Source organism: Candidatus Oscillochloris fontis (assembly GCF_004138135.1).
In the GTDB taxonomy this organism is placed as follows: Bacteria; Chloroflexota; Chloroflexia; order Chloroflexales; family Chloroflexaceae; genus Oscillochloris; species Oscillochloris fontis.
The window spans coordinates 36,661-59,217 of record NZ_RYFD01000013.1 but is presented as its reverse complement, the minus strand read 5'-3'; the positions used below and the strand labels follow the sequence as shown (position 1 = coordinate 59,217).

General features: G+C 59.1%; 15 protein-coding genes. 11 read left to right on the top strand and 4 right to left on the bottom strand.

What is annotated here, in order from left to right:
- Positions 1-27: 27 nt before the first annotated feature.
- The 7 genes from EKD03_RS07220 (at position 28) to EKD03_RS07190 (ending at position 15,235) form a co-directional block, all read left to right on the top strand.
- Positions 28-2,076, top strand: coding sequence for an alpha-1,4-glucan--maltose-1-phosphate maltosyltransferase (locus tag EKD03_RS07220; protein WP_238613429.1), 2,049 nt, complete (start codon positions 28-30; stop codon positions 2,074-2,076).
- 104 nt (positions 2,077-2,180) lie between these two features.
- Positions 2,181-5,552 (top strand): maltose alpha-D-glucosyltransferase, encoded by a 3,372-nt coding sequence (gene treS / locus EKD03_RS07215; RefSeq protein WP_129629075.1) that lies wholly within the window; start codon positions 2,181-2,183, stop codon positions 5,550-5,552.
- 49 nt (positions 5,553-5,601) lie between these two features.
- Positions 5,602-7,629 (top strand): 1,4-alpha-glucan branching protein GlgB, encoded by a 2,028-nt coding sequence (glgB, locus tag EKD03_RS07210; RefSeq protein ID WP_129629073.1) that lies wholly within the window; start codon positions 5,602-5,604, stop codon positions 7,627-7,629.
- Between the two features lie 71 nt (positions 7,630-7,700).
- Entirely contained in the window at positions 7,701-9,548 is a 1,848-nt protein-coding gene (treZ, locus tag EKD03_RS07205; RefSeq protein ID WP_129629071.1) for a malto-oligosyltrehalose trehalohydrolase, read from the top strand.
- A gap of 126 nt (positions 9,549-9,674) precedes the next feature.
- Entirely contained in the window at positions 9,675-12,530 is a 2,856-nt protein-coding gene (treY, locus tag EKD03_RS07200) for a malto-oligosyltrehalose synthase (protein WP_129629069.1), read from the top strand.
- Between the two features lie 31 nt (positions 12,531-12,561).
- Positions 12,562-13,707, top strand: a complete 1,146-nt coding sequence (locus EKD03_RS07195) for a damage-control phosphatase ARMT1 family protein (RefSeq protein WP_129629067.1) — start codon at positions 12,562-12,564, stop codon at positions 13,705-13,707.
- 172 nt (positions 13,708-13,879) lie between these two features.
- Positions 13,880-15,235, top strand: a complete 1,356-nt coding sequence (locus EKD03_RS07190) for a CoA-disulfide reductase (RefSeq protein WP_129629065.1) — start codon at positions 13,880-13,882, stop codon at positions 15,233-15,235.
- A 114-nt stretch (positions 15,236-15,349) separates the two neighbouring features.
- Here the strand turns inward: EKD03_RS07190 and EKD03_RS07185 are convergent, their stop codons facing one another.
- From EKD03_RS07185 to EKD03_RS07170, 4 genes are all read right to left on the bottom strand, one after another.
- The gene (locus EKD03_RS07185; protein WP_129629063.1) at positions 15,350-15,616 is read right to left on the bottom strand and encodes an anti-sigma factor family protein; all 267 of its coding nucleotides are present in this window, start codon (positions 15,614-15,616) and stop codon (positions 15,350-15,352) included.
- Between the two features lie 25 nt (positions 15,617-15,641).
- Positions 15,642-16,244, bottom strand: coding sequence for an RNA polymerase sigma factor (locus EKD03_RS07180; protein ID WP_174842829.1), 603 nt, complete (start codon positions 16,242-16,244; stop codon positions 15,642-15,644).
- Positions 16,245-16,340: 96 nt separating this feature from the next.
- Positions 16,341-16,763, bottom strand: coding sequence for a hypothetical protein (locus tag EKD03_RS07175; protein WP_129629059.1), 423 nt, complete (start codon positions 16,761-16,763; stop codon positions 16,341-16,343).
- A gap of 145 nt (positions 16,764-16,908) precedes the next feature.
- On the bottom strand, positions 16,909-18,234 hold the full coding sequence (locus EKD03_RS07170; protein WP_238613428.1) for a glycosyl hydrolase: 1,326 nt from the start codon (positions 18,232-18,234) through the stop codon (positions 16,909-16,911).
- Between the two features lie 284 nt (positions 18,235-18,518).
- Here EKD03_RS07170 and EKD03_RS07165 point away from each other — a divergent pair, with 284 nt between their 5' ends.
- From EKD03_RS07165 to EKD03_RS07150, 4 genes are all read left to right on the top strand, one after another.
- On the top strand, positions 18,519-18,785 hold the full coding sequence (locus tag EKD03_RS07165) for an acyl-CoA-binding protein (RefSeq protein ID WP_129629057.1): 267 nt from the start codon (positions 18,519-18,521) through the stop codon (positions 18,783-18,785).
- Positions 18,786-18,942: 157 nt separating this feature from the next.
- Positions 18,943-19,698, top strand: coding sequence for a MinD/ParA family ATP-binding protein (locus EKD03_RS07160; RefSeq protein ID WP_129629055.1), 756 nt, complete (start codon positions 18,943-18,945; stop codon positions 19,696-19,698).
- A gap of 49 nt (positions 19,699-19,747) precedes the next feature.
- Entirely contained in the window at positions 19,748-21,370 is a 1,623-nt protein-coding gene (locus EKD03_RS07155) for a HAMP domain-containing protein (protein WP_161569206.1), read from the top strand.
- Positions 21,367-22,545: a LeuA family protein gene (locus EKD03_RS07150; protein WP_129629051.1), complete on the top strand. Its 1,179-nt coding sequence runs from the start codon at positions 21,367-21,369 to the stop codon at positions 22,543-22,545. Before EKD03_RS07155 ends, EKD03_RS07150 begins: the two co-directional genes overlap by 4 nt.
- The last annotated feature ends 12 nt before the right edge of the window (positions 22,546-22,557 follow it).

Here is a 22,557-nt window from a genome sequence, read left to right as displayed (position 1 = left end):
CACCAGCGATAGATTGGGGATTCACCGATGCCAATGTCGGCAGTTGAACGGAGTACTCAGGCCAGCGCTGATCGCAGCCCAAATGGCCTGAGTCTATGGGGCGAAGGCCGCCGCCGCGTGATTTTGGAGCGCCTCCAACCCGAAGTGGATGCCGGACGCTACCCGATCAAGCGCGTTCCCGGTGAGCCGGTGCAGGTCGAGGTTGACGCCTTCGCCGATGGCCACGACATTCTTACCTGTGTGGTGCGCTACCGCCAAGAGGCTAACCCGACATGGCAAGAATCGCCGATGACGCTGGTGATTAATGATCGCTGGCGCGGTATGTTTACCCCTACCGAGATCGGGCGCTACCATTATACCGTGCAGAGTTGGGTTGATCACTTTAAGACCTGGGTGCATCAACTGCATCGCCGGGTGGATGCGGGCCAGGAGGTGAGTGTCGATCTGCTGATCGGGGCTGATCTGGTGGCCGATGCGGCTGCGCATACCACCGGCGAAGTCGCGACGCGCCTGCGCACCTATGCCGATGCACTGCGGGCGGGTGATCTGACCGCCGCCTTTGCGGTCTCGCTGGCTGAGCTGATGGCGACCTATGCCCCGCGTCGCTATGCGACCACCTACGAGCGTGAGTTGGTGGTGGTGGTCGATTCGCCCTTGGCGCGCTTCTCCAGTTGGTACGAGATTTTCCCGCGTTCGACCTCGCCCGAACCGGGGCGTCATGGTACCTTCCGCGATGTGATCAACCGGCTGCCCTATGTGGCCGAGTTGGGCTTCGATATTCTCTACCTGACCCCGATCCATCCGATTGGCCAGACCTTCCGCAAGGGCAAGGACAATACCCCCACGGCCCAGCCGGGTGAACCGGGTAGCCCCTATGCGATTGGCTCCGCCGAGGGGGGCCACCTCGCTATTCACCCTGAACTTGGTACGCTTGAGGATTTCCGCGAACTGGTGCGGGTGGCGCGTGAGCAGTATGGCATCGAGATCGCGCTCGATAATGCCTTTCAGTGCTCGCCCGATCATCCCTATGTGCGCGAGCATCCCGATTGGTTCCGTGCCCGCCCCGATGGCACGATCCAGTATGCCGAAAATCCGCCCAAGAAGTATCAGGATATCTACCCCTTCGATTTTGAGTCGCAGGATTGGCAGGGGATGTGGTATGAACTCAAGGGCTATTTTGACTATTGGATGACTCAGGGGGTGCGTGTCTTCCGGGTGGATAATCCGCATACCAAGAGTTTTCGTTTCTGGGAGTGGTGCATTGGTGAACTCAAAGCCAAGTATCCTGAGGCGATCTTCCTCTCGGAAGCCTTCACCCGACCCAAGGTGATGTATAACCTGGCCAAACTCGGCTTTACCCAGAGCTATACCTACTTCACCTGGCGGACTGCCAAGTGGGAATTGATCCAGTACATGACCGAGTTGACCCAGACTGAGGTCAAGGACTATTTCCGACCCAATTTCTGGCCCAACACCCACGATATTCTCACCCCCCAGTTCTACCCCGGCCACCGGGGCACCTTCTATGCGCGAGCCGCCCTCGCCGCAACCCTGGCCGCCTCGTGGGGGTTGTATGGCCCGGCCTATGAGTTGCTCGAACATATGCCGGTACAGGGTCGCGAAGAGTATCGTAATAACGAGAAATATGAACTTCGTACCTGGAATCTCGATGATCCGCGCAGCATTCGCGGCTTCATTGGCCAACTCAACCGTATCCGCAAGGAGAATGTGGCACTCCAGCGCAATGAGAGCCTGCGCTTCCATCGGGTTGAGAACAATTTTACCGAGAATGACCAGATTATTGCCTATAGCAAGCAGAGTGCCGATCTGAGTAATATTGTGCTGGTGGTGATCAGCCTTGATCCGGTGAACCTCCAATCAGCATGGGTGGAATTACCACTCGCCGATTGGGGCCTGAGTTCCCCGGTGCAGATGCATGATCTGTTGAGTGATCAGCGCTATATTTGGAATGATGGCTTTAACTATGTCGAACTGAACCCATATGCCATGCCGGTGCATATCTTCCGGCTGCGCCGCCGTGTGCGCGATGAGCATGGGTTTGAGTTCTATTCGTGAGGTAATGTATATGTGGAGTTTTGGCGGCGTAGCCGCCAAAACTCCACATATACCATTTGCAGCACGCTTCGCTATGTTCAGCCTGACTACCAAGAAAGCAACGCATGACCAGCAGAAAGACCCCGCAGATCCTCAACGGTGATCCGCTCTGGTATAAAGATGCGATCATCTATGAGATCCACATCCGAGCCTTCTGCGATAGTGATGGCGACGGCATTGGCGATTTTAAGGGTCTGATCAGTAAGCTCGATTATCTCCAAGATTTGGGTGTGACTGCAATCTGGCTCCTCCCCTTCTACCCCTCCCCCCTGCGTGACGACGGCTACGATATTGCCGACTACACCGATGTCAATCCCGCGTATGGTACGATCCAGGATGTGCGCACGCTTATCCGCGAGGCGCATCAGCGCGGCTTGCGGATCATCACCGAACTCGTCTGTAACCACACCTCCGATCAGCACGCCTGGTTCCAGCGTGCTCGTACTGCGAAGCCCGGTAGTAACCATCGCGATTTCTATGTCTGGTCGGATACGCCCGATACATACAAAGATACGCGCATCATCTTTAAGGATTTTGAGAGTAGTAATTGGACGTGGGACCCGGTGGCGGGTGCCTACTACTGGCACCGTTTCTATAGCCACCAACCCGATCTCAATTTTGAGAATCCGGCGGTGCATCGGGCGATTTTTAAGGCGATGGAGTTCTGGTTGGAGATGGGTGTGGATGGCCTGCGCCTCGATGCGATCCCCTATCTCTACGAGGCGGAAGGTACCAACTGCGAGAATCTGCCCGCCACCCACACCTTCCTCAAACAGTTGCGCCGCCAGCTTGATGAGCGCTTCCCTGGCCGCATGTTCCTCGCCGAAGCCAACCAGTGGCCCGAAGATCTGATCGCCTACTTCGGTGATGGCGATGAGTGCCACATGGCCTTCCACTTCTCGGTCATGCCGCGTCTCTATATGGCGGTCTATCAGGAGGACCGCTTCCCGATCATCGAGATTATGCGCCAGACCCCTAGCATTCCCGATGCTTGCCAGTGGGCGATCTTCTTGCGTAACCACGATGAGTTGACCCTGGAGATGGTGACGGATGAAGAGCGCGACTATATGTACCGGGTCTATGCGCGTGATCCCCAGGCGCGCATCAATCTGGGTATTCGCCGCCGCTTGGCTCCGCTGCTCAGTAACCATCGGCGTAAGATCGAGTTGATGAATGGCCTGCTCTTCTCGTTGCCGGGTACGCCCGTACTCTACTATGGCGATGAGATTGGTATGGGCGACAACATCTACCTGGGGGATCGTAATGGGGTGCGTACCCCCATGCAGTGGACTGGCGACCGCAATGCGGGTTTCTCTAGGGCCAACCCCCAGCGCCTCTACTTGCCCGTGATTACCGACCCGGAGTACCACTATGAGATGGTGAATGTTGAGAACCAGAGCGCCAATCAACACTCGCTGCTCTGGTGGACGAAGCGCCTGATTGCGTTGCGTAAGCGCTACCACGCCTTTGGGCGCGGGACGCTGGAGTTCCTCCAGCCCGATAACCGCAAAGTGCTCTGTTTCTTGCGCCGCCACGAAGAGGAGATCATCCTCGTAGTGGCCAATCTCTCGCGCTTTGTGCAAGGGGTTGAACTAGATCTGGCCAACTTCAAGGGCATGATGCCGGTCGAACTCTTTGGCCAAGTCGAGTTCCCGCCGGTCACGGAGCGACCCTACTTCATCACCCTTGGCCCGCACTCCTTCTACTGGTTCCGACTGGTGCCGCAGCGCGTCGAGGGCGTTCTGCTTGAGACCCCGCTCAGTGATGAGCCGGTCTTAATCCAGATGCACGACGCCGCCAAGTGGGATGCGATCTTCTATGATGGCCGCCAGACACGCCTAGAGGCGGTCTTGCCCGACTTCATCCAGCAACGCCGTTGGTTTGGCGGCAAATCGCGCAAGATGAAGGCGGTGCAATTTGAAGACCTGATCATCATGCCGATGAGCCGCGAGGCGAGTCTGGATTACCTCACTATGGTGCGGGTTGAGTATCTAGAAGGTAGTAACGAGATCTATCTGCTACCCATGGCCTATGCCGAGGGTGAACGTGCCGAGCAGTTGCTGAGTGAATTCCGCCATACCGTTATCGCCGCCTTGCAAGTGGGGGATCAGACGCAACCGGGGGTGCTCTACGATCCGCTGGTGGACCGCGAGTTCTGCGCGACCTTGCGCGAGTTGGTGTTGGGGCGGCGGCGCTTACGCGGCAATGCGGGTGAACTGATTGGAAGCCCAACCCGTGCCCTGCGTGGGTTGCTCAACGCGCAGCCCGATGCGAATCTCGATCCAATCCTCATCCGCGCCGAGCAGAGCAACTCCTCGATCAACTTCGGTGGCCAGTTGATCATGAAGCTCTTCCGCAAGATGAGCAGTGGCCTCAACCCAGATCTGGAGATCGGGCGCTTCCTGAGCGATGAGGTCGGGTTTGCTAATACCCCGCCGGTGGCGGGCAGTATTGAATACCTGCGCCCCAATGATGAACCACTGACCGTGGCGATTCTGCAAGGTTTTGTGACCAACGAGGGAGATGCGTGGGCCTATACGCTGGATGAGCTACGCACCTACTTCGATGAGGTCTTGGCGCGCCCGGAGATGGCCGCGCCGTCCGTTCCGGTGACGATTGCGGCGCTGCTCAATGCCACCGATGAGCGTGAGCCAGAGTTGGCGGCAGAGTTACTCACCGGCTATATCGAGCGGGCACATCTGTTGGGCCAGCGTACCGCCGAGATGCACCGCGCTCTAGCCGGGGGGCGTGGCGCTGCGTTTGCCCCCGAACCCTTCTCACAACTCTACCAGCGCTCGCTCTACCAGAGCATGCGTACCCTCACCGTGCAGACCTTCCAGAGCCTCCGCAAGCTGCTCCCAACCTTGCCCGAGTCGATCCACGATGAGGCCGCGTTGGTTCTGGCCGAGGAGGACGCCTTGTTGGCGCGCTTCCAGCGCGTGGTGGGCACCAAGATCGACGCGGTACGCACGCGCATCCACGGCGATTTCCACTTGGGCCAGGTGCTCTTCACCGGCAAGGACTTCATGATCATTGACTTCGAGGGCGAACCGGCACGCCCGATCAGTGAGCGGCGCATTAAGCGCTCCCCGCTGCGCGACGTGGCCGGGATGCTGCGCTCGTTCCAGTATGCGGCCTACGCGAGCTACTTCAGCCGCATTGATGCCATGAGCATCTCCGCTGAAGAGGCCGAGCAATTGCAAGGTTGGGCCGACTTCTGGTGCTTCTGGGTCAGTGCGGCCTACCTGGGTAGCTATATTGAACACGCCGGTGATGCCGCGTTTATGCCCACGTCGTGGGCTGCGCTTGAGGTATTGTTAGAGAGCTTTGTACTCGAAAAGGTAATCTACGAAGTTGCGTATGAGATGAACAACCGCCCCACATGGCTAAGCATCCCGCTTCGTGGTATCCTGCAACAGATAACACGTACACCTTAGGTTCTTGAGCTTCCGGGAAGCTCAAGTAACGATATGGAGATCGTATCCTATGACCGATCAGAGCAAGCTTGTCCCCACCACGCCACCTGAACCCACCCCAGCACAAGTCGAAGCGACCCCCGAAGGGGTTGAGGTGATCCCGGCGGTGGTGGAAGTTGCACCCGTGGCCGTATCACCGGGGGTGAGTATTCTTAGTGGCGATGATCTCTTCCTGTTTGGTGAAGGAACCCACTACCGCCTCTACGAGAGGTTGGGTTCCCACATCATGGAGGTAGACGGTGTCGCCGGTACCTACTTCGCAGTCTGGGCACCCAATGCCGAATATGTGGCGGTGATCGGAGATTGGAATAACTGGGACGCTGGTTCGCACCCGCTCAAGATCCGGGGCAATTCGGGGATCTGGGAGATCTTCATCCCAGGGGTTGCGAAGGGCGCATCCTACAAATACCATATTGCCTCACGCTACCACGGTTACCGCGAGGATAAGACCGATCCCTTCGGAGCCTACTATGAGGTGGCCCCGCGCACTGCGGCAGTGGTCTGGGATCGTGACTACACCTGGAATGATAGTATCTGGATGGCCACCCGCTACCAGCACCAGAATCTGCATGCCCCGATGGCGCTCTATGAGGTTCACCTTGGCTCGTGGATGCGCGACCCGGAAGACCCGGAGCGCTTCCTCAACTACCGTGAAGTTGCGCCCTTGTTGGCCGAGCATGTCAAGACATGCGGCTTTACCCATATCGAGTTACTGCCGATCACCGAGCACCCCTTCTATGGCTCGTGGGGCTACCAAGTCACCGGCTTTTTCGCCCCCACCAGCCGCTTCGGCACGCCGCAGGACTTCATGTATTTTGTGGATTACCTGCACCAGCAGGGCATCGGAATCATCCTCGACTGGGTACCTTCACACTTCCCCACCGATGGCCACGGATTAGCCTACTTCGACGGCACGCATCTCTACGAACATGCCGATCCGCGCAAGGGCTTCCATCCCGATTGGGGCAGCTACATCTTCAACTATGGCCGCAACGAGGTGCGCAGCTTCCTGATCAGTTCGGCGATCTGCTGGCTCGACAAGTTCCACATTGACGGCCTGCGCGTTGATGCGGTGGCGAGTATGCTCTACCTCGACTATTCGCGCAAACAGGGCGAGTGGATACCCAACGAGTATGGCGGTAACGAGAATATTGATGCGATTGGCTTCTTGCGCCAGTTTAATGCCGAGGTCTATAAGAGTTTCCCCGATGTGCAGACCATGGCCGAGGAGAGCACCGCATGGCCGATGGTCTCGCGACCAGCCTACGTGGGTGGCTTGGGCTTTGGCTATAAGTGGGACATGGGCTGGATGCACGATACGCTCCAGTACATGCGCCGCGATAGCATCTTCCGCCGTTTCCACCACAACGAACTCACCTTCCGTGGCCTCTACATGTTCACCGAGAATTATGTGCTCTCGCTCTCGCACGACGAGGTGGTGCATGGCAAGGGCGCATTGATTGACAAGATGTCGGGTGATGTGTGGCAGAAGTTTGCCAATATGCGCATGCTCTTCAGCTACATGTATGCCCAACCCGGCAAGAAGCTGATGTTCATGGGGGCAGAATTTGGCCATTGGCGTGAATGGAACCACGACCGAGGGCTAGATTGGAACCTGCTCGACTACCCCTCGCACCAGGGGTTACAGCGTTTAGTCGCCGACCTGAACCGGCTCTACGTCAACGAACCCGCGCTGCACGAGTTTGATTGTGATCCATCCGGGTTTACGTGGGTGGATGCCAGCGATAGCGACAATAGTACCTACACCTTCCTGCGCCGGGGCCACAGCACTAGCGAGAGCATCCTGGTGGTGATCAACGCCACCCCAGTGGTGCGCGAGCAGTACCGTGTCGGGGTGCCCCACGCGGGGTGGTGGCGCGAGATCCTCAACAGCGACGGCGCAGAATATTGGGGTGGCGGGGTCGGTAATGCCGGTGGGGCGATGGCTAATCCTCTCCCAGCCCACGGACACCAGCAATCGCTCTGTTTGACCCTACCACCGCTCGCGGTGCTCTTCTTGAAGAATGAGGTGGTGTAAGACTCCTGTTGTTGGTGTTTGGCGGCTTCGCCGCCAAACACCAACAAAAAAATATAACGAAAGGATCAACAATGACCGAAGCACCACGGGGCCGGTTCCCCGCACACGACTCACCTCCGGGTGCGACCTATCTCGGCGATGGGCGCACGGCCTTCTCGGTTTGGGCCCCCCTCCACACCCAGATCGATCTCTCCCTGCTAGATCCTACTCCGCGCTCGGTACCGATGCAGCGCGACCCCTTTGGCTATTGGCGCGTCACGCTCGATGCCGTGCCACCCGGTACGCGCTACTTCTACCAGATTGATGGCCACGAGCAACGCCCCGACCCGGCTTCGCGCTGCCAGCCGGAGGGGGTACACGGCCCCTCGGCGGTGGTTGACCCGGCCTATACCTGGCATGATGCGGCTTGGCAGGGTATCCCCCTACGCGACTATGTGGTCTATGAACTCCATGTCGGTACCTTCACCCCCGAAGGCACCTTTGATGCAATTATTCCCCACCTAGCACACCTGAAGGAGTTGGGCATCAGCGCCATCGAGTTGATGCCGGTCGCCCACTTCCCCGGCGAGCGCAACTGGGGCTACGATGGCGTCTACTTCTATGCGCCGCACACTGCCTATGGCGGAGTAGACGGGTTGAAGCGGCTCGTGGATGCCTGCCACCAGCACGGCATGGCCGTCATCCTTGATGTGGTCTACAACCACTTCGGGCCAGAAGGCAACTACCTCTGGTCACTGGCGCGGCCCTTCTTCACCGACCGCTACCACACGCCGTGGGGCGACGCGATCAACTATGATGGCCCGGAGAGTGGCCCGGTGCGCCACTTCATCATTGCCAACGCGCTGAGTTGGTTCCGCGAGTACCATATTGATGCCTTGCGCCTCGATGCGACCCACGAGATCTATGATTATTCGCCGATCCACATTCTGGACGAAATGGCGGATGAGGCACGCAAGCTGGCGCAACAGACAGGCCGCCCGGCCTACCTGATCGCCGAGGGGTATGCCCCGCGCCTCGTAACCCCCCGCGCCAAAGGCGGCCACGATCTCGATGCCCATTGGGCCGATCACTTCCACCACGCGCTGCATGTCGTCTTTACCGGCGAGCGCCTGGGCTATATGGCCGCCTTCGCAGGTCTCGAACATCTCGCCCTTGCGTATCGTCAGGCGCATGTCTTTACGTCCGACACGCACACGGAGACTGATCCGCCCCTCGCCCCCATGCCCAACGCCCGCCCCGATCAGTTTGTGGTCTGTTTCCAGAACCATGATCAGGTCGGCAACCGCCCGGTGGGGGATCGCAAGGGGGCATTACTCACCTTCGAGCAACTCAAGTTGGCTGCTGGGGCGCTGCTGCTGGCACCCTTCATCCCACTGCTCTTTATGGGCGAGGAATATGCCGAACCCGCCCCGTTCCAGTTCTTCACCGACCACAGCGACCCCGATCTCGTGCGCGGGGTGCGCGAGGGGCGTAAGCAGGAGTTTGCTGCCTTTGTCGCGGCCCACGGCGTCGAGTTGCCCGATCCGCAGGATGTGGCCACCTTTGTGCGCTCCAAGCTCAACCACGAGTTGCGTAGTGGCGGACGCCACAAGGTATTGCGCGATCTCTACCGCGAGTTGTTACGGCTACGCCGCGAACTCCCCGCCTTGCATGCCGAGGCGCTCACGGATCTGGAGACCGTAGTGGATGCGGCGGCGGGAACCCTATGCCTGCACCGCCGCAATGGCCCCCACCACGTCTGGATTGCGCTCAACTTCGCAGCCACCCCGGTGGCGCTGGCCCCACCAGCGGGGAGTTGGGAACTCCTCCTCGACTCGGCTGCTGCGCGTTGGGATGATCCAGCAACCCCGGCAACACGCTGCGATCCCGATCTATTGGCGGCGCATAGTGTAAAGATGTGGGTGGGTAACGGCTCTTAGTTCTCCTAGCATCCACGTATTAACGCAAAGACGCAAAGACGCAAAGTCTTTAGAATAGGATATTCTCTGCGTCTTCGCGCCTTTGCGTCAATACTGAAGGTTTGCGTTAGAAGAAGGGAATTTCTTATGCCCCGTGCAACCTATCGTATCCAATTCAATACTAAATTCACCTTCGCTGATGCGGAAAAATTGGTTGCCTACCTGCATGATTTGGGAATGAGTGATCTCTATGCCTCACCGATTCTCACCCCGCGTAGTGGGAGTAGCCACGGCTATGACATTACCGATCATAGTAGCCTCAACCCCGACCTGGGCGGTGAGGAGGGCTTTGAGCGCTTGAGCGCCGTCTTGCACGAGCATGCGATGGGCATGATCCTGGATGTGGTGCCCAACCACATGGGGATTGGTGATGTGCGTAATGGGTGGTGGTTTGATGTGCTAGAGAATGGTGCGAGTTCGATCTATGCCCACTATTTTGATATTGATTGGGAGCCGGTGCCGCGCCAATTGGCGGGGAAAGTGCTGCTGCCGGTCTTGGGCGATCAGTATGGGGAGGTGTTGGAGCGCGGCGAACTCCAACTCCATTATGCCGATGGCTCTTTTGTATTGAGTTATTGGGAACATCGGTTTCCGATCAATCCACGTACCTATAGCGATCTCCTCGCGCATCGCCTCGATTACCTGATTGCGACCCAGGGCGCGGATGATCCCGATGTGATGGAGTTGCAGAGTATTATCACTGCGCTTAAGTATTTGCCGCCCCGTACCGAGACTGACCCGGAGAGTATTGCTGAACGTAACCGCGAGAAGGAGATCATCAAGCGCCGGATTGACCGCCTCTACCGGGCGAGTGTGCCGCTTCAGCAGGCGCTGGCGGAGACTTTGAGTGCATATAACGGTACGCCTGGCCATTCGGCTTCGTTCGATCTGCTCGATGCGCTGTTGGAGCGCCAGCCCTATCGTCTGGCCTTTTGGCGCGTTGCGACCGAGGAGATTAACTACCGCCGCTTCTTCGATATTAACGATCTGGCTGCTATTCGGGTCGAGTTGCCCGAAGTGTTGGAGGCAACCCACCAACGCATCTTCCAACTCTTGGCTGCCGGTCAGGCCAGCGGGTTGCGGATTGATCACCCCGATGGCCTCTGGGACCCCTCCGGCTACTTCCACCAGTTGCAGCACCACGCCGAGCAGACGTTGGGCCGCCCGGTCTATATGGTGATCGAGAAGATCCTCTCGCTGCGCGAGCCGCTCCCTGATGATTGGGCCGTGGCCGGAACTACGGGCTATGATTTCCTGAATGAAGTCAATGGGATTTTTGTTGATCAGAGTACGCGGCGGAGTTTTGATCAGATCTATACCGATCTGGTTGGCCCACAGCCTCAGTTTGCCAATCTGGTCAACTCCAAAAAGAAGGAGATTATGCTCGTCTCGCTGGCGAGTGAGATCAATGCGCTCAGCCACATTCTGGACGATCTGACCGAGCATAATCGCCACTTCCGCGACTTTACGCTCAATAGCCTCACCTTCACCATCCGCGAGGTCTTGGCCTGTCTCGACATCTACCGCACCTATATTCGCGGGCCAGAGCGGGTGACTGAACGTGATGTGCGGGCGATAGATGCAGCCGTGCGTGAGGCCAAGCGGAGGAACCCGCGCACGGCCGGGGCGATCTTCGACTTCTTGGGCGATACATTGACGCTACGCAACTTGACCAATTTTGCTCCCGAAGCGCGTGCGGGTGTGCTGCGTTTTGTGATGAAGTTCCAGCAGATTAGTGGCCCGGTGATGGCGAAGGGGGTTGAGGATACCAGTTTCTATGTCTATAACCGGCTGGTCTCGCTTAACGAGGTAGGCGGACACCCCGAACATTTCGGCTCCGACCTGCGCCATCTGCACGCGCACGCCGCCGAACGGGCGCGCCGCTGGCCCGATTCGCTCTTGGCAACTTCGACCCACGATACGAAGCGTAGTGAGGATGTGCGCGCCCGCATCAATGTGATCTCGGAACTGCCCCGCGAGTGGCGGCAGTTGGTGTTGCGCTGGAGCCGCCTCAATGCCGCCAAGAAGACTGTGGTGGATGGTGAAGCCCTACCCTCGCGGAATGATGAGTACCTGCTCTACCAGACGATTGTCGGTGCTTGGCCCCATACCGAGCATGTGACCAGCGTACCCTCGGCCTTCAAGGAACGCATTGCGGCCTATATGGAGAAGGCCACCCGCGAGGCTAAGGTGCATACCAGTTGGGTCAACCCCAACCCGGAGTATGATGCAGCCGTGCAGAGTTTTGTCGCCGCTATTCTGGATGGCCGCCGCAGTCGCGCCTTTATCGAGAGTATCGGTACCTTCAGCCGCAAAGTGGCCTTCTTTGGGCGCTTCAATTCGCTGGCCCAGACGCTGATCAAGCTGACGGCACCTGGCGTACCCGACATCTACCAGGGAACTGAACTCTGGGATCTGAGCCTAGTTGACCCCGATAACCGCCGTCCGGTGGATTACGGGTTACGCCAGCGCCTGCTGGCCGACCTGCGTCAGCGCGAGGCGTCCGGCGATCTGGCCGCATTGGCCAGCGATCTGCTCAGCAACGCGGCAGATGGACGCATCAAGCTCTACCTGACCATGCGCACCTTGGGCTTCCGGCGCACCCAGACCGATCTCTTTGCGGCGGGGAGCTACCTTGCCCTTGGTGCTACGGGGCCACACGCGGAGCATGTCGTGGCCTTCAGCCGCCGCCTCGAACGGCGCGAACTGCTCTGTGTGGTACCCCGGCTGAGCCTGCGCTTGGTGGGGGGTGAGGAGTTAGCGCCGGTGGGTGCGGTGTGGGGCGAGACATGGTTGCCACTACCGGGGGTGGCCGAGGGGACACGCTACACCAACCTCTTCACCGGGGCGCAGGTGGAGGTTGCCGCCCATGCCGAGGGGGGCGGGCTGGCTCTGCGCGATCTGTTAGCGATCTTCCCGGTGGGGTTGTTGGTGCGGGTGTAGCGACATCTGATGAATATGCTACACTTTCGGCATGAGACATCAACCTGCTTCTCTCCCACCGCCGCTACGCGGTGCTGACATCGGCTCCTTCGCCCACGACACGGTAGTGCGGCGCATGCCCGCTACGGTGCGCCGCGTGTTGCGCGAGAATAGCCTTACGCCTGAGGCGGCCCAGGCGGTGTTGGCCTTGGCCGAGGAGATTCCGCACGCGCCCGTCCGTGCCCCCCACGATAGGAGCGCCCCCGATCTGGCGCTCTGGAATGCCTACTGTGACCCCTACGCGGGCCAGAACTGGCTCGATGTGCCTTGGTTCTTTGCCGAGACCGCGATGTACCGGCGTATTCTGGAAGCGACCGGCTACTTCCAACCTGGCCCCGGTTTCTATGCTGACCCCTACGCGGTGCAGAAGCGGCTGGCCTTGGAGGAGTTCGTACTCTCCGGCCTGCCCTGCGATCTCAGTGCGGCCCTAGCCGCTTCTCTGTGGGGCAACCAAGCCGATCTGAGCCTCTGGCCCGCCGGTGAGAACGAGAACCCCGGTGGTACCCACATCCTCGCCGATGATACCCCGCGTGCCGTGGCGCACCTTGGCGCTCTGGCGAGCCGCGATGCGCGGGTTGATCTGATCCTCGATAATGTTGGCAGTGAACTCGTCCATGATCTGCTACTCGCCGATCTGCTGCTCAGCCAGGGAATACAACTGGTGATCCACGCTAAACCCCACCCCACCTTCGTCTCCGACGCGCTAGTGGTGGATGTGCAAACCACGGTCGGTTGGCTGAGCCAGCACGAAGACGCCGCTGCCGCTGCGGCGGGCCAGCGCCTGCTCGCCGCCCTCGCCGATGGGCGCATCGCGCTGCGCGACGACTGGTATTGGACCTCGCCGCTCCCCGGTTGGGAGATGCCCGTCGCCCTCCGCAATGACCTGAGCCAGTCGGGGTTGCTGATCAGTAAGGGCGATGCCAACTACCGGCGCTGGTTCGGGGATCTCCACTGGCCGACCACCACGCCGCTCCAAGAGATTCTTACCTACACCCCGGCCCCGCTGCTGCTCCTGCGTACCTGCAAATCCGAGATCGTCGTCGGCATTCCGCCTGAGCGCAGCCACGCCGTTGCCCAGCAAGATGCCGAATGGATGACCAGCGGGCGCTGGGGGGTGATTCAGTTTTGGGCGGGGTAACAATTGATGGGCGTAACGCATCATATTTCTGGAAAACTCAGGCGATTTTGTCAAGGGTTTGGCGGCTTCGCCGCCAAACCCTCGACAAAAAATATCCTGGGGCGGCTTCGCCGCCCCAGACCCCACCTTCGTGGGTTTCGAGCGATACCAATAAAAAGGAAACCTAAACACCATGAACAACCCTCAGCAACGCGAGCGCGTGATCATCATTGGCGGTGGCGCAGCCGGGATGAGTGCAGCCGCCAAGGCACGCCGCAGTAACCCCAACCTCGATATTATCGCCTATGAGCGCTCCGGCTATGTGAGCTATGGGGCGTGTGGCTTGCCCTACGCGATCAAGGGCGAGATTGCCCAGATTGAGGATGTGGTGGTGCGAACCCCAGCCCAGTTTGCCAAGCAGGGGATTACCGCATTAGTACGCCACGAGGTCTTGGCGATTGATACGGCAGCCCAAACACTGGAGGTACGCAACCTAGCGACGGATACGATCATCACAGAGCATTATGACAAGCTCCTCATTGCAGCAGGTGGCTCACCCAGCCGCCCGCCCATCCCCGGCATTGATCTGCCGGGGGTCTTTGCGCTACGCAATGTTGAAGATGCCAAGGCGATCCATGCCTGGATCAGCGAACACCGCCCCAGCCGGGGCGTGATCATCGGCGGGGGCTACATTGGCCTCGAAATGGCTGAGGCACTAGCAGTTCACGACATCGAACTGACGATTGTTGAGCAACTGCCGCAACTGCTCCCCAGCCTCGATGCCGAGATGGCCAGCCATGTGCATGCCGAACTCGAACGTCAGGGGGTCGTGATCCAGACCAGCCAGGGGGTCAGCGCGATCAACGGTGATGACCGCGTGCGTGAAGTGGTCGCCGGAGCAACCAGCTTCCCCGCCGAGATCGTGATCGTGGCGGTGGGCGTGCGCCCCAACGTCAACCTCGCCCGGCAGGCGGGGATCACCATCGGCCCCACCGGAGCCATCGCAGTTGATGACCAGCAGCGCACCAACCTGCCCAATGTCTGGTCGGCGGGAGATGTGGCCGAGGCGATCAATCTCGTCACCGGCAAACCGACCTGGGTACCGCTGGGCACCACCGCGAACAAGCAGGGCAAGGTGGCAGGTGAGAACATCGCCGGTGGCGCGGCGCGCTTCGGCGGGATCGTCGGCACCTCGGTGGTAAAGATCTTCGAGGCCACCGCCGCCAGCACCGGCCTGACCGAGGCGCGTGCTAAAGCCGAGGGCTTCACGGTCAAGACGGTCAGTGCGACGGCCAACTCGCGTGCCCACTACATGCCGGGCCACGCCGACATTCATGTCAAGTTGGTGTACGAGGCGGGCAGCGGGCGGATGTTGGGTGGGCAGTTGGTGGGCCGCGAGGGGGTCGCGAAGCGGATTGACATCATCGCGGTGGCACTGCATGCAGGGTGGACGGTGGAGCAGGTGGGCGAGTTGGATCTCGCCTACGCGCCGCCCTTCTCGCCGGTGTGGGACCCGATCCTGGTTGCGGCGAACCTAGCGAAAAAATAGGAAGACGGCGTAGAGACGCAATATCTTGCGTCTCGTATAGAGACGCAAAATATTACGTCTCGTATAGAGACGCAAAATATTGCGTCTCGTATAGAGACGCAATATCTTGCGTCTCTACGCCGACCCACCCAACCGCGATAATAGACGCGCCTCGACGCTCGGTGGAAGGCTGATTTCGGTGGGGGTGCTCGCCAAATCATGCACGATCTGTACCGTGCGACGTAGCGTATCCAGCACCACCTTGCAATCGGGGCAATCGCCGATATGCAGCTCAAGTTCGCGACAAAGATCGGCGGGGAGTTCTCCATCCAGATAGGCACTGAGTTGTGAAGCGAGGCCGCCGCAGCGGCATGGGGTCTGATTCTGCTGCGTCGAAGCCATCGTCTCCTTCCTCCTGCCAGGACAACTAATGTCGGGACATATAGGCGGCCAAGGATTCGCGCAGCCTGAGGCGCGCACGGTGCAGGCGCACCTTCACTGCACCAACGCTGATCCCAAGGTGTTCAGCCGTCTCCTCGGTACTCAAACCTTCCATATCGCGTAACGTGACCACCAAGCGTAGGCTGGCGGGCAATTCGGCGATGGCAGCTTCGATCTCGCGACGCAGTTCGGAATCGAGAGTTGAACGCAACGGATCTTCGGGCCATGCCATGCGGTTGCCCGGCATATCCTCCGGCTGAAGCGTATCCGCCACGTCATCAATCGCCAATGCCTGCCGCCGACTGCGCAAGTGCATCAAGCCTTCGTTAGTGGCAATCCGGTAGAGCCAGGTTCCCAAACCACTCGTACCATCAAAGTTGTCAATCGCATGACACGCCTTAATGAAGGTGGTCTGAAGAATCCCCTCGGCCTCATCGGGATCGCCAACCAGGCGCATGGCCCGCGCATAGACGAGCGGGGCAAACCGCTTGACCAAGCAGGTGCAAGAGTCAGGATCATGATGGCGCAGCCCTTGGAGAAGTTGCTGCTCATCATCATAGACAGTGATCGTGATCGTCGGTCCCGGCACGAGCGCTACCTCCAGAAAACGGTGGATCGCTATTGGTAGTATAGCATGCCGTTGGGGATCGCTCTGTGGGTTTAGATGCAGAGATGGGGTGGATGGTTACATTGCATGCAGTTTGTGGATCTGCTTGATCCGCCCAAGGAAGTAGTGTTCGATCTCATGGGCTATCGCCTGCTCGATTGGGCTGATGGGAAGTTTGCGCACCTCTTCAAAGAACCAGCGCACCATACTCATCTGGTGTTCAGATTTCACACCATTGCGCGGTAGAACACCCTGCGCCCATTCAAGTTCCTGATCGGCTAACGAGGGCAGGTCGAAGATCAGGATGGCGCGCACCAGTTCATTGAGCCGTTCGACCGCCACCGCCGAGAGCCGCCGTACCGGCGTATAATTCTCTTCAAGGCGCAGGCTCTGCGCAATCTCCGGGTACTCAGCCAATAGACGCGCTGAGACGTGGTCGCAAAGAGATTGGTGGTGGGCGCTGAGGGTATCGGCAAGTTGGCTCGCTGCGGCGCTATCCATGGGTTGGCTCTTCTAGAATGGGCGAAGCATCGCCCACCATGTGGCACGGGGAAGACGAACTCTATTGGACGGGCGATGCTTCGCCCCTACGTGTTGATGGTTTCGGAGATCATTATAGCATTCTGGCTTGTGGCTGCGCAATGTGTTAGGAACGCGCCACCAACGGCAGATAGACCCGATAGATCGGCAACCCGGCCAACTCGCGGTAGACCCAAAAACTCTGGCGGTAGGAGGCCGGTTCGCCACTGACGGTGTAGCATGCGCCACCCGGACATGCCGGATTATCGGTGAAGTTGATCCGCACAATCCCCCAGCGTTGCGCGTTGGGGCCATCGGCGGGCGGGAAGTCCTCGTACTTGAACCAGAAGATGCTGGCGACATCCGGGCGCGCCGCCAAGGTGGTATAGACCGCCCGCATAAACGCGGCCTGCCCGGCCTCGGTTTGGGTTTTGAAGGCGGTGTTGTAGCCAATCTCGGTGATCCAGAAGGGGCGGTAGGGATCGTTGATGCTGGCTAAGACGTTACGTAGCGTATTGAGCCGGTCGGTGATCAGGTCAACATCGGCCTGAAGACTGAGCCGGATCTCCTCTGGGTAGGGGTGGTAGCCAATCCCGTCAAGGGGCAGGAAACCATAACGGGTCTGGTAGGCTGGAAAGGGGTCAGTCGGGATGATCTGGCCAGTAGTGAGGTTGTAGCCATACAACTGGCGCAGGTAATCACTATCGCGCAGGTAGCCAGGGCTGTCCTTCTCTAAGGTGCCCTTGGGGTGCAACCCGCCAATAATCACCTGAACACTCCTGCGCCACGCAGCCCCATCGGGAGGGGTGGGGAACTTGAGGTGGTGGAAGAACTTGGTGTGTAGGCGCGCCGCGAGGTAGGCTGGCACCGCCTTGCCGCTCGGCGGCAAGCGGTTTTGCTCGTTCAGCACCTCATAGGCGGCGATCTTCGCGCCATAGCGGTTCGCTATCGCTAAAGAGCGCGTGAGCCAACGCTTGATGTAGGAATTTACCCCACCTCCGTACTGTAGATCATCGAAAAATGGGACAGCGGTAATCCCCGTATTAGGATCGAGGACATCGCTCTCATTCACGATACCAAAACCAACCAGCGCCAGGATCTTAAAGTTGTGGCGCGGCGCGACTTCATTGATAAAGTAGTCGTAGCGCGCAAAGGTCTGGTTGAGCGCCTCCTGCCCATCACCAAGCACAAAAAACTCTAACCGCACCCAACGCACCCCCGCCTCGGCCAAGACCTGACCCATGCGATCCTGGGCAACCCGGTTGGGTTGGTTGGGCATCCCTGGGTAGGTACCGAAATCGTACCAGGGATCGCGGATGACCATGCCCATCATGTCGCGGGGGAGTGCCTGGGGTTGGGTTGATGGTTGTTGGGCAACAACCGGGGGTTGAATCGGGCTGAGCAACACACTCACCACTATGATGAGGATGTCCGCGTGAAGCATGAGGCGCATCGCGGTCTCCTTTCAATATCCTGTAGGGGCGAAGCATCGCCCTCCATGTGGTAGGGGAATATCATCTAAGTTGGCGGGCGATGCTTCGCCCCTACGGGATGATCGGGGAACCCCTTTCAATATCCTGTAGGGGCGAAGCATCGCCCTCCATGTGGTAGGGGAATATCATCTAAGTTGGCAGGCGATGCTTCGCCCCTACGGGATGATCGGGCAGGCTGCACACAGTATTGCAATCAGTGTTACCATTGAACCACAATCGCAAGCAATCTATGAAGGAGGCGACGATGAGTGACCTGCGCGCTCAGTTTGACCAGGCGGCCCTAGATGCCAAGAACCTCCCCAAGCGCCCCGACAATAACGAGTTGCTGAAGCTGTATGCCCTCTACAAGCAGGCTACTGTGGGCGATGTGAGTGGCTCCCGTCCCGGTATTCTCGACATGACCAACCGGCTCAAGTATGATGCCTGGGCCAAACTCAAGGGCACAACTCTAGAACAGGCGCAAAACGACTATATCGCGCTCGTTGAACAACTCAAGGCTGCTACGGACTAACACCATACGCAGCAATACGTGTAATAACGATGTGATATGCTGTCAGACACAGCGTTTTTGGGTAAAACTGATCAATCTCCTCGTTCGGTCAGATAGCGGATCGTTCCGATCTGATCTGCCCTTCACCATTGAAACAACGAGCCACTAGGAGCCTCCGATGGCGACGATTATCTCTGTCCACTCCTTCCGTGGCGGTACGGGGAAGTCCAACACTACCGCTAATATCACCGCACTGCTCGCCGCACAGGGCTATCGTGTTGGCGTGATTGATACCGATATTCAGTCTCCGGGTATTCACGTCCTCTTTGGTCTGGATGAAGACCATATGGCCCACTCGCTCAACGACTATCTGTGGGGGACGTGCGAGATTGAAGATGCGGCCTATGATGTCACCAACGAGCTTGGAACACCCATCAGCGGGAAGATCTTCCTCATTCCTTCCAGTATCAAGGCGGGTGAAATCGCGCGCGTACTACGCGATGGCTATGATCCGGGCTTGCTCAACGATGGCTTCCAGCGCCTGGTTGAGGCGCTCGATCTCGATGTCTTGATGATTGACACCCACCCCGGACTGAACGAGGAGACCCTACTCTCCATCGCAATCTCCGATGCGCTGCTGATCATTATGCGCCCCGACCAGCAGGACTACCAGGGCACTGGGGTCACGGTCGAGGTAGCACGCAAGCTTGATGTGCCGCATCTGTTGTTGATGGTCAATAAGGTACCTCAGACCTACGACATGAACGATGTCGGGAAGCGGGTGGAGCAGATCTATAACTGCCCCGTTGCCGCTGTCATCCCCCATTCGGACGAACTCATGGCCCTGGCAAGTGCGGGCGTCTTTGCGCTGCGCTTCCCCGATCACCCAGTAACTGCCGCCTATCGTCAGGTGGCGGCACGCTTGATGGGTTAATCTACCGCTGCCGGAGGGGGCAACGGTGCGGATGTTGAGGAGTGAGGTTATGGCTGCTACAGCCACATCGCGGGGGGTTCGCGTTGGTCTGGTCTGGCGCTTTCTGTTGGTGGCACTACTGATTGGTCTCGCTCCGCTGGGCGTGATCAGTTTCTTTGCGATCAATGGCTACCAAGAGGCAGGCGATCAGGCGACTGAGGTGACACGGGCAACGCTCGATGAGAAGTCGCTCGATTCGCTCCAGTTACGCACGGTCGAAACCGCCAATGCGATTGCACGCTTTCTTGAAGAGCGCGTACAGGATACCCGAACGGCTACGCTGATCCCCCGCGATGCGGCGAGCTTCACCACCTTTCTCGCCGCTCGTCAGGCTGAAGTCTGGTATCTGGGCGGGACGAACGCGGCTCCGGTTGAGATGCGCGAGATGATGCCGATCTTCCGCGAGATAGCCTATGTGGGTGCGGATGGCCGCGAACGCCTGCGGGTTGCTGATGGCCAAGCCCTCCCCGCCAATCAACTGCGCGATGTCAGCGACCCCGCAAATACGACCTACCTCTCTGAAGACTACTTCGCCGCAACGAAAGCCCTCGCACCCGGCGAGATCTATGTCTCGCACGTCACCACCTGGTATGTCAGCCAAGCGGAACAGTTGGGCGATGCCGCTGATCCGTTGGCGGCGGTGGAGGGTAAAAAGTATGAGGCGATCATCCGCTTTGCCGCTCCGATCTATACCAAGACGGGAGCCTTTGATGGTTTGGTTGTGCTCTCGCTCGATTATCGCCATGTGATGGGCTTTGCGCTGCACATTCTGCCCACCTCAAACAAGAATTTTACCGTCTTCCCCGATTATGCGAGTGGCAATTATGCCTACATGTTCGACAATGAGGGCTGGGAGATTGCCCACCCGCGTTTCTGGGTCTTGCGCGGTCTCGACCCGACCGGCCAACTGGTGAGCCCGGTGCTAGAGGAGATGAGTAAAGAGGAGCGCGGTCGGCATCCGATGAACCTCCAGTATGGGGCATGGGCTGATCCCAATCTGCCGATCATGTATGAGAAGGTGCTCCAGGGTGAAGATGGCTTTGTCATTACGGTGAACCAGTCGAATGCCAAGAAGGCAACCACCTATGCACCCATCCGCTTTGCGCATGGAGTCTATGCGGAAGATGGGGTATTTGGTGGGTTGGCGGTTGGGGCCGAGATGGCTGAATTCCATATGGCGGCTGACAAGGTGACGACGAGTATCGCAACCCAGCGCCGGAGCCTAGAGATCCAGATGATCGGCGTCATCATCGCCACGGCGGTAGTAGTGGTGATCGTCGCCATCGTGATGAGCCGTTCGATTAGTGCGCCGGTGCAACGCTTAGGTGAAGCGGCGCAAGCCCTCGAACGGGGTGAGATGGCCGAGGAGATCCTCAACGAGCTCCAGCAACGCCGTCTACGCGATGAGGTCAGCGATCTAGCGGCGGTCTTCCGTTTGATGGCCGAGCAGGTCATCAAGCGCGAACACTCGCTCAAGCAGCAGATCGCGGCACTGAACATTCAGATTGATGATCAGAAGAAACGCCAACAGGTCGAGTCGATCACCGAAACCGACTACTTCCAGAGTTTGCGCGCCAGCGCGGGGCAGATGCGCCGACGCCACCAAGATCGGCGTAGTAGTGAAGAATCATGAGCAACTCGCGTTTCAGCTTACCAACCGACCGAGTAACGCTCAATGAGGAGACGTTGCGCGATGGCGAACAGACGGCGGGGGTCATCTTTTTGCGTGATGATAAGGTGGCGATTGCGCACCAGATCGCGGCGGCACTACCCGGTTGTATCATCAATTCCGGCTACCCACCGATCAGTCCGGCTGAATTTGAGGCGGTGCGTGCTGTAGCCCAGCATGTCACCGGGGCGCAGGTTGAATGTGCCGGCCGCGCTACCCGCGAGGATTTCCAACTCTGCTACCAGGCCGTCGCCGATGCCGAAATGCCACGGGTCTCGTTCTGGTTCCCGGTCTCGCGGCTGATGTTGGAGAGCCGCATGGGGATGAGCCAGCGCGAAGCGTTGGAGCGGGCGGTTGAGTTAGTCCACTTCGGGCGCGATTTGGTCGGGGATCGCGCCGGGATTGATGTGGCCCTGGCGGATGCCTCACAAACCCCCGAAACCGACCTGCTGATCGAGGCATGTCAGCGCCTGACCGAGGCGGGCGCGGAGATGATCGTGGTCTGCGATACGGTTGGGCGCATGCTCCCCGATGAGGTGAGCGATCTGGTACGCCAATTGGTGGCCGGTGCTCCCGACGCCGGGATCTGTTTCCACGCCCACCACGACCTAGGCAATGGTACAACGAATAGTATCGCGGCGTTGCGCGCCGGGGCACGCGGGGTGGCCACGGCGGTGAACGGGCTGGGTGAGCGCGCCGGGATGCCGCCGACCGAGGAGGTGGTGGCCAACCTGTTGCTACGCCGCGATGCCTTGGGGTTGGAGTTACTGGCCGACAGTACCGCGCTCCTGCCGCTCAGCCGCTTAGTCGCCAGCTATTCTGGCATCGCCCCGCACGCCAACAAACCAGTCGTAGGCGCTTCGGTCTTGCTGCGCGAAACCGGCACCCAGGTGGATTGGATGCAGCGCGACCGGCGCACCTTCCAGATCATCACGCCGGAGTTTCTGGGGGCCGAACGGATCACCATCGTCATCGGCAAGATGAGTAGCCAGGAGTCGCTGGCGTTGGCCCTCGCCAACCGGGGCATTCACCTGGATGCTGGCGAACTGCGACGGGTCTTTCATGCGCTCAAGGAGCTAACCGGGCGCCAGCGCAGCGTGTCTGAGGCCGATATTGCCCGTCTGGTGGCCGGGGAATAGGATAAGGGTAGC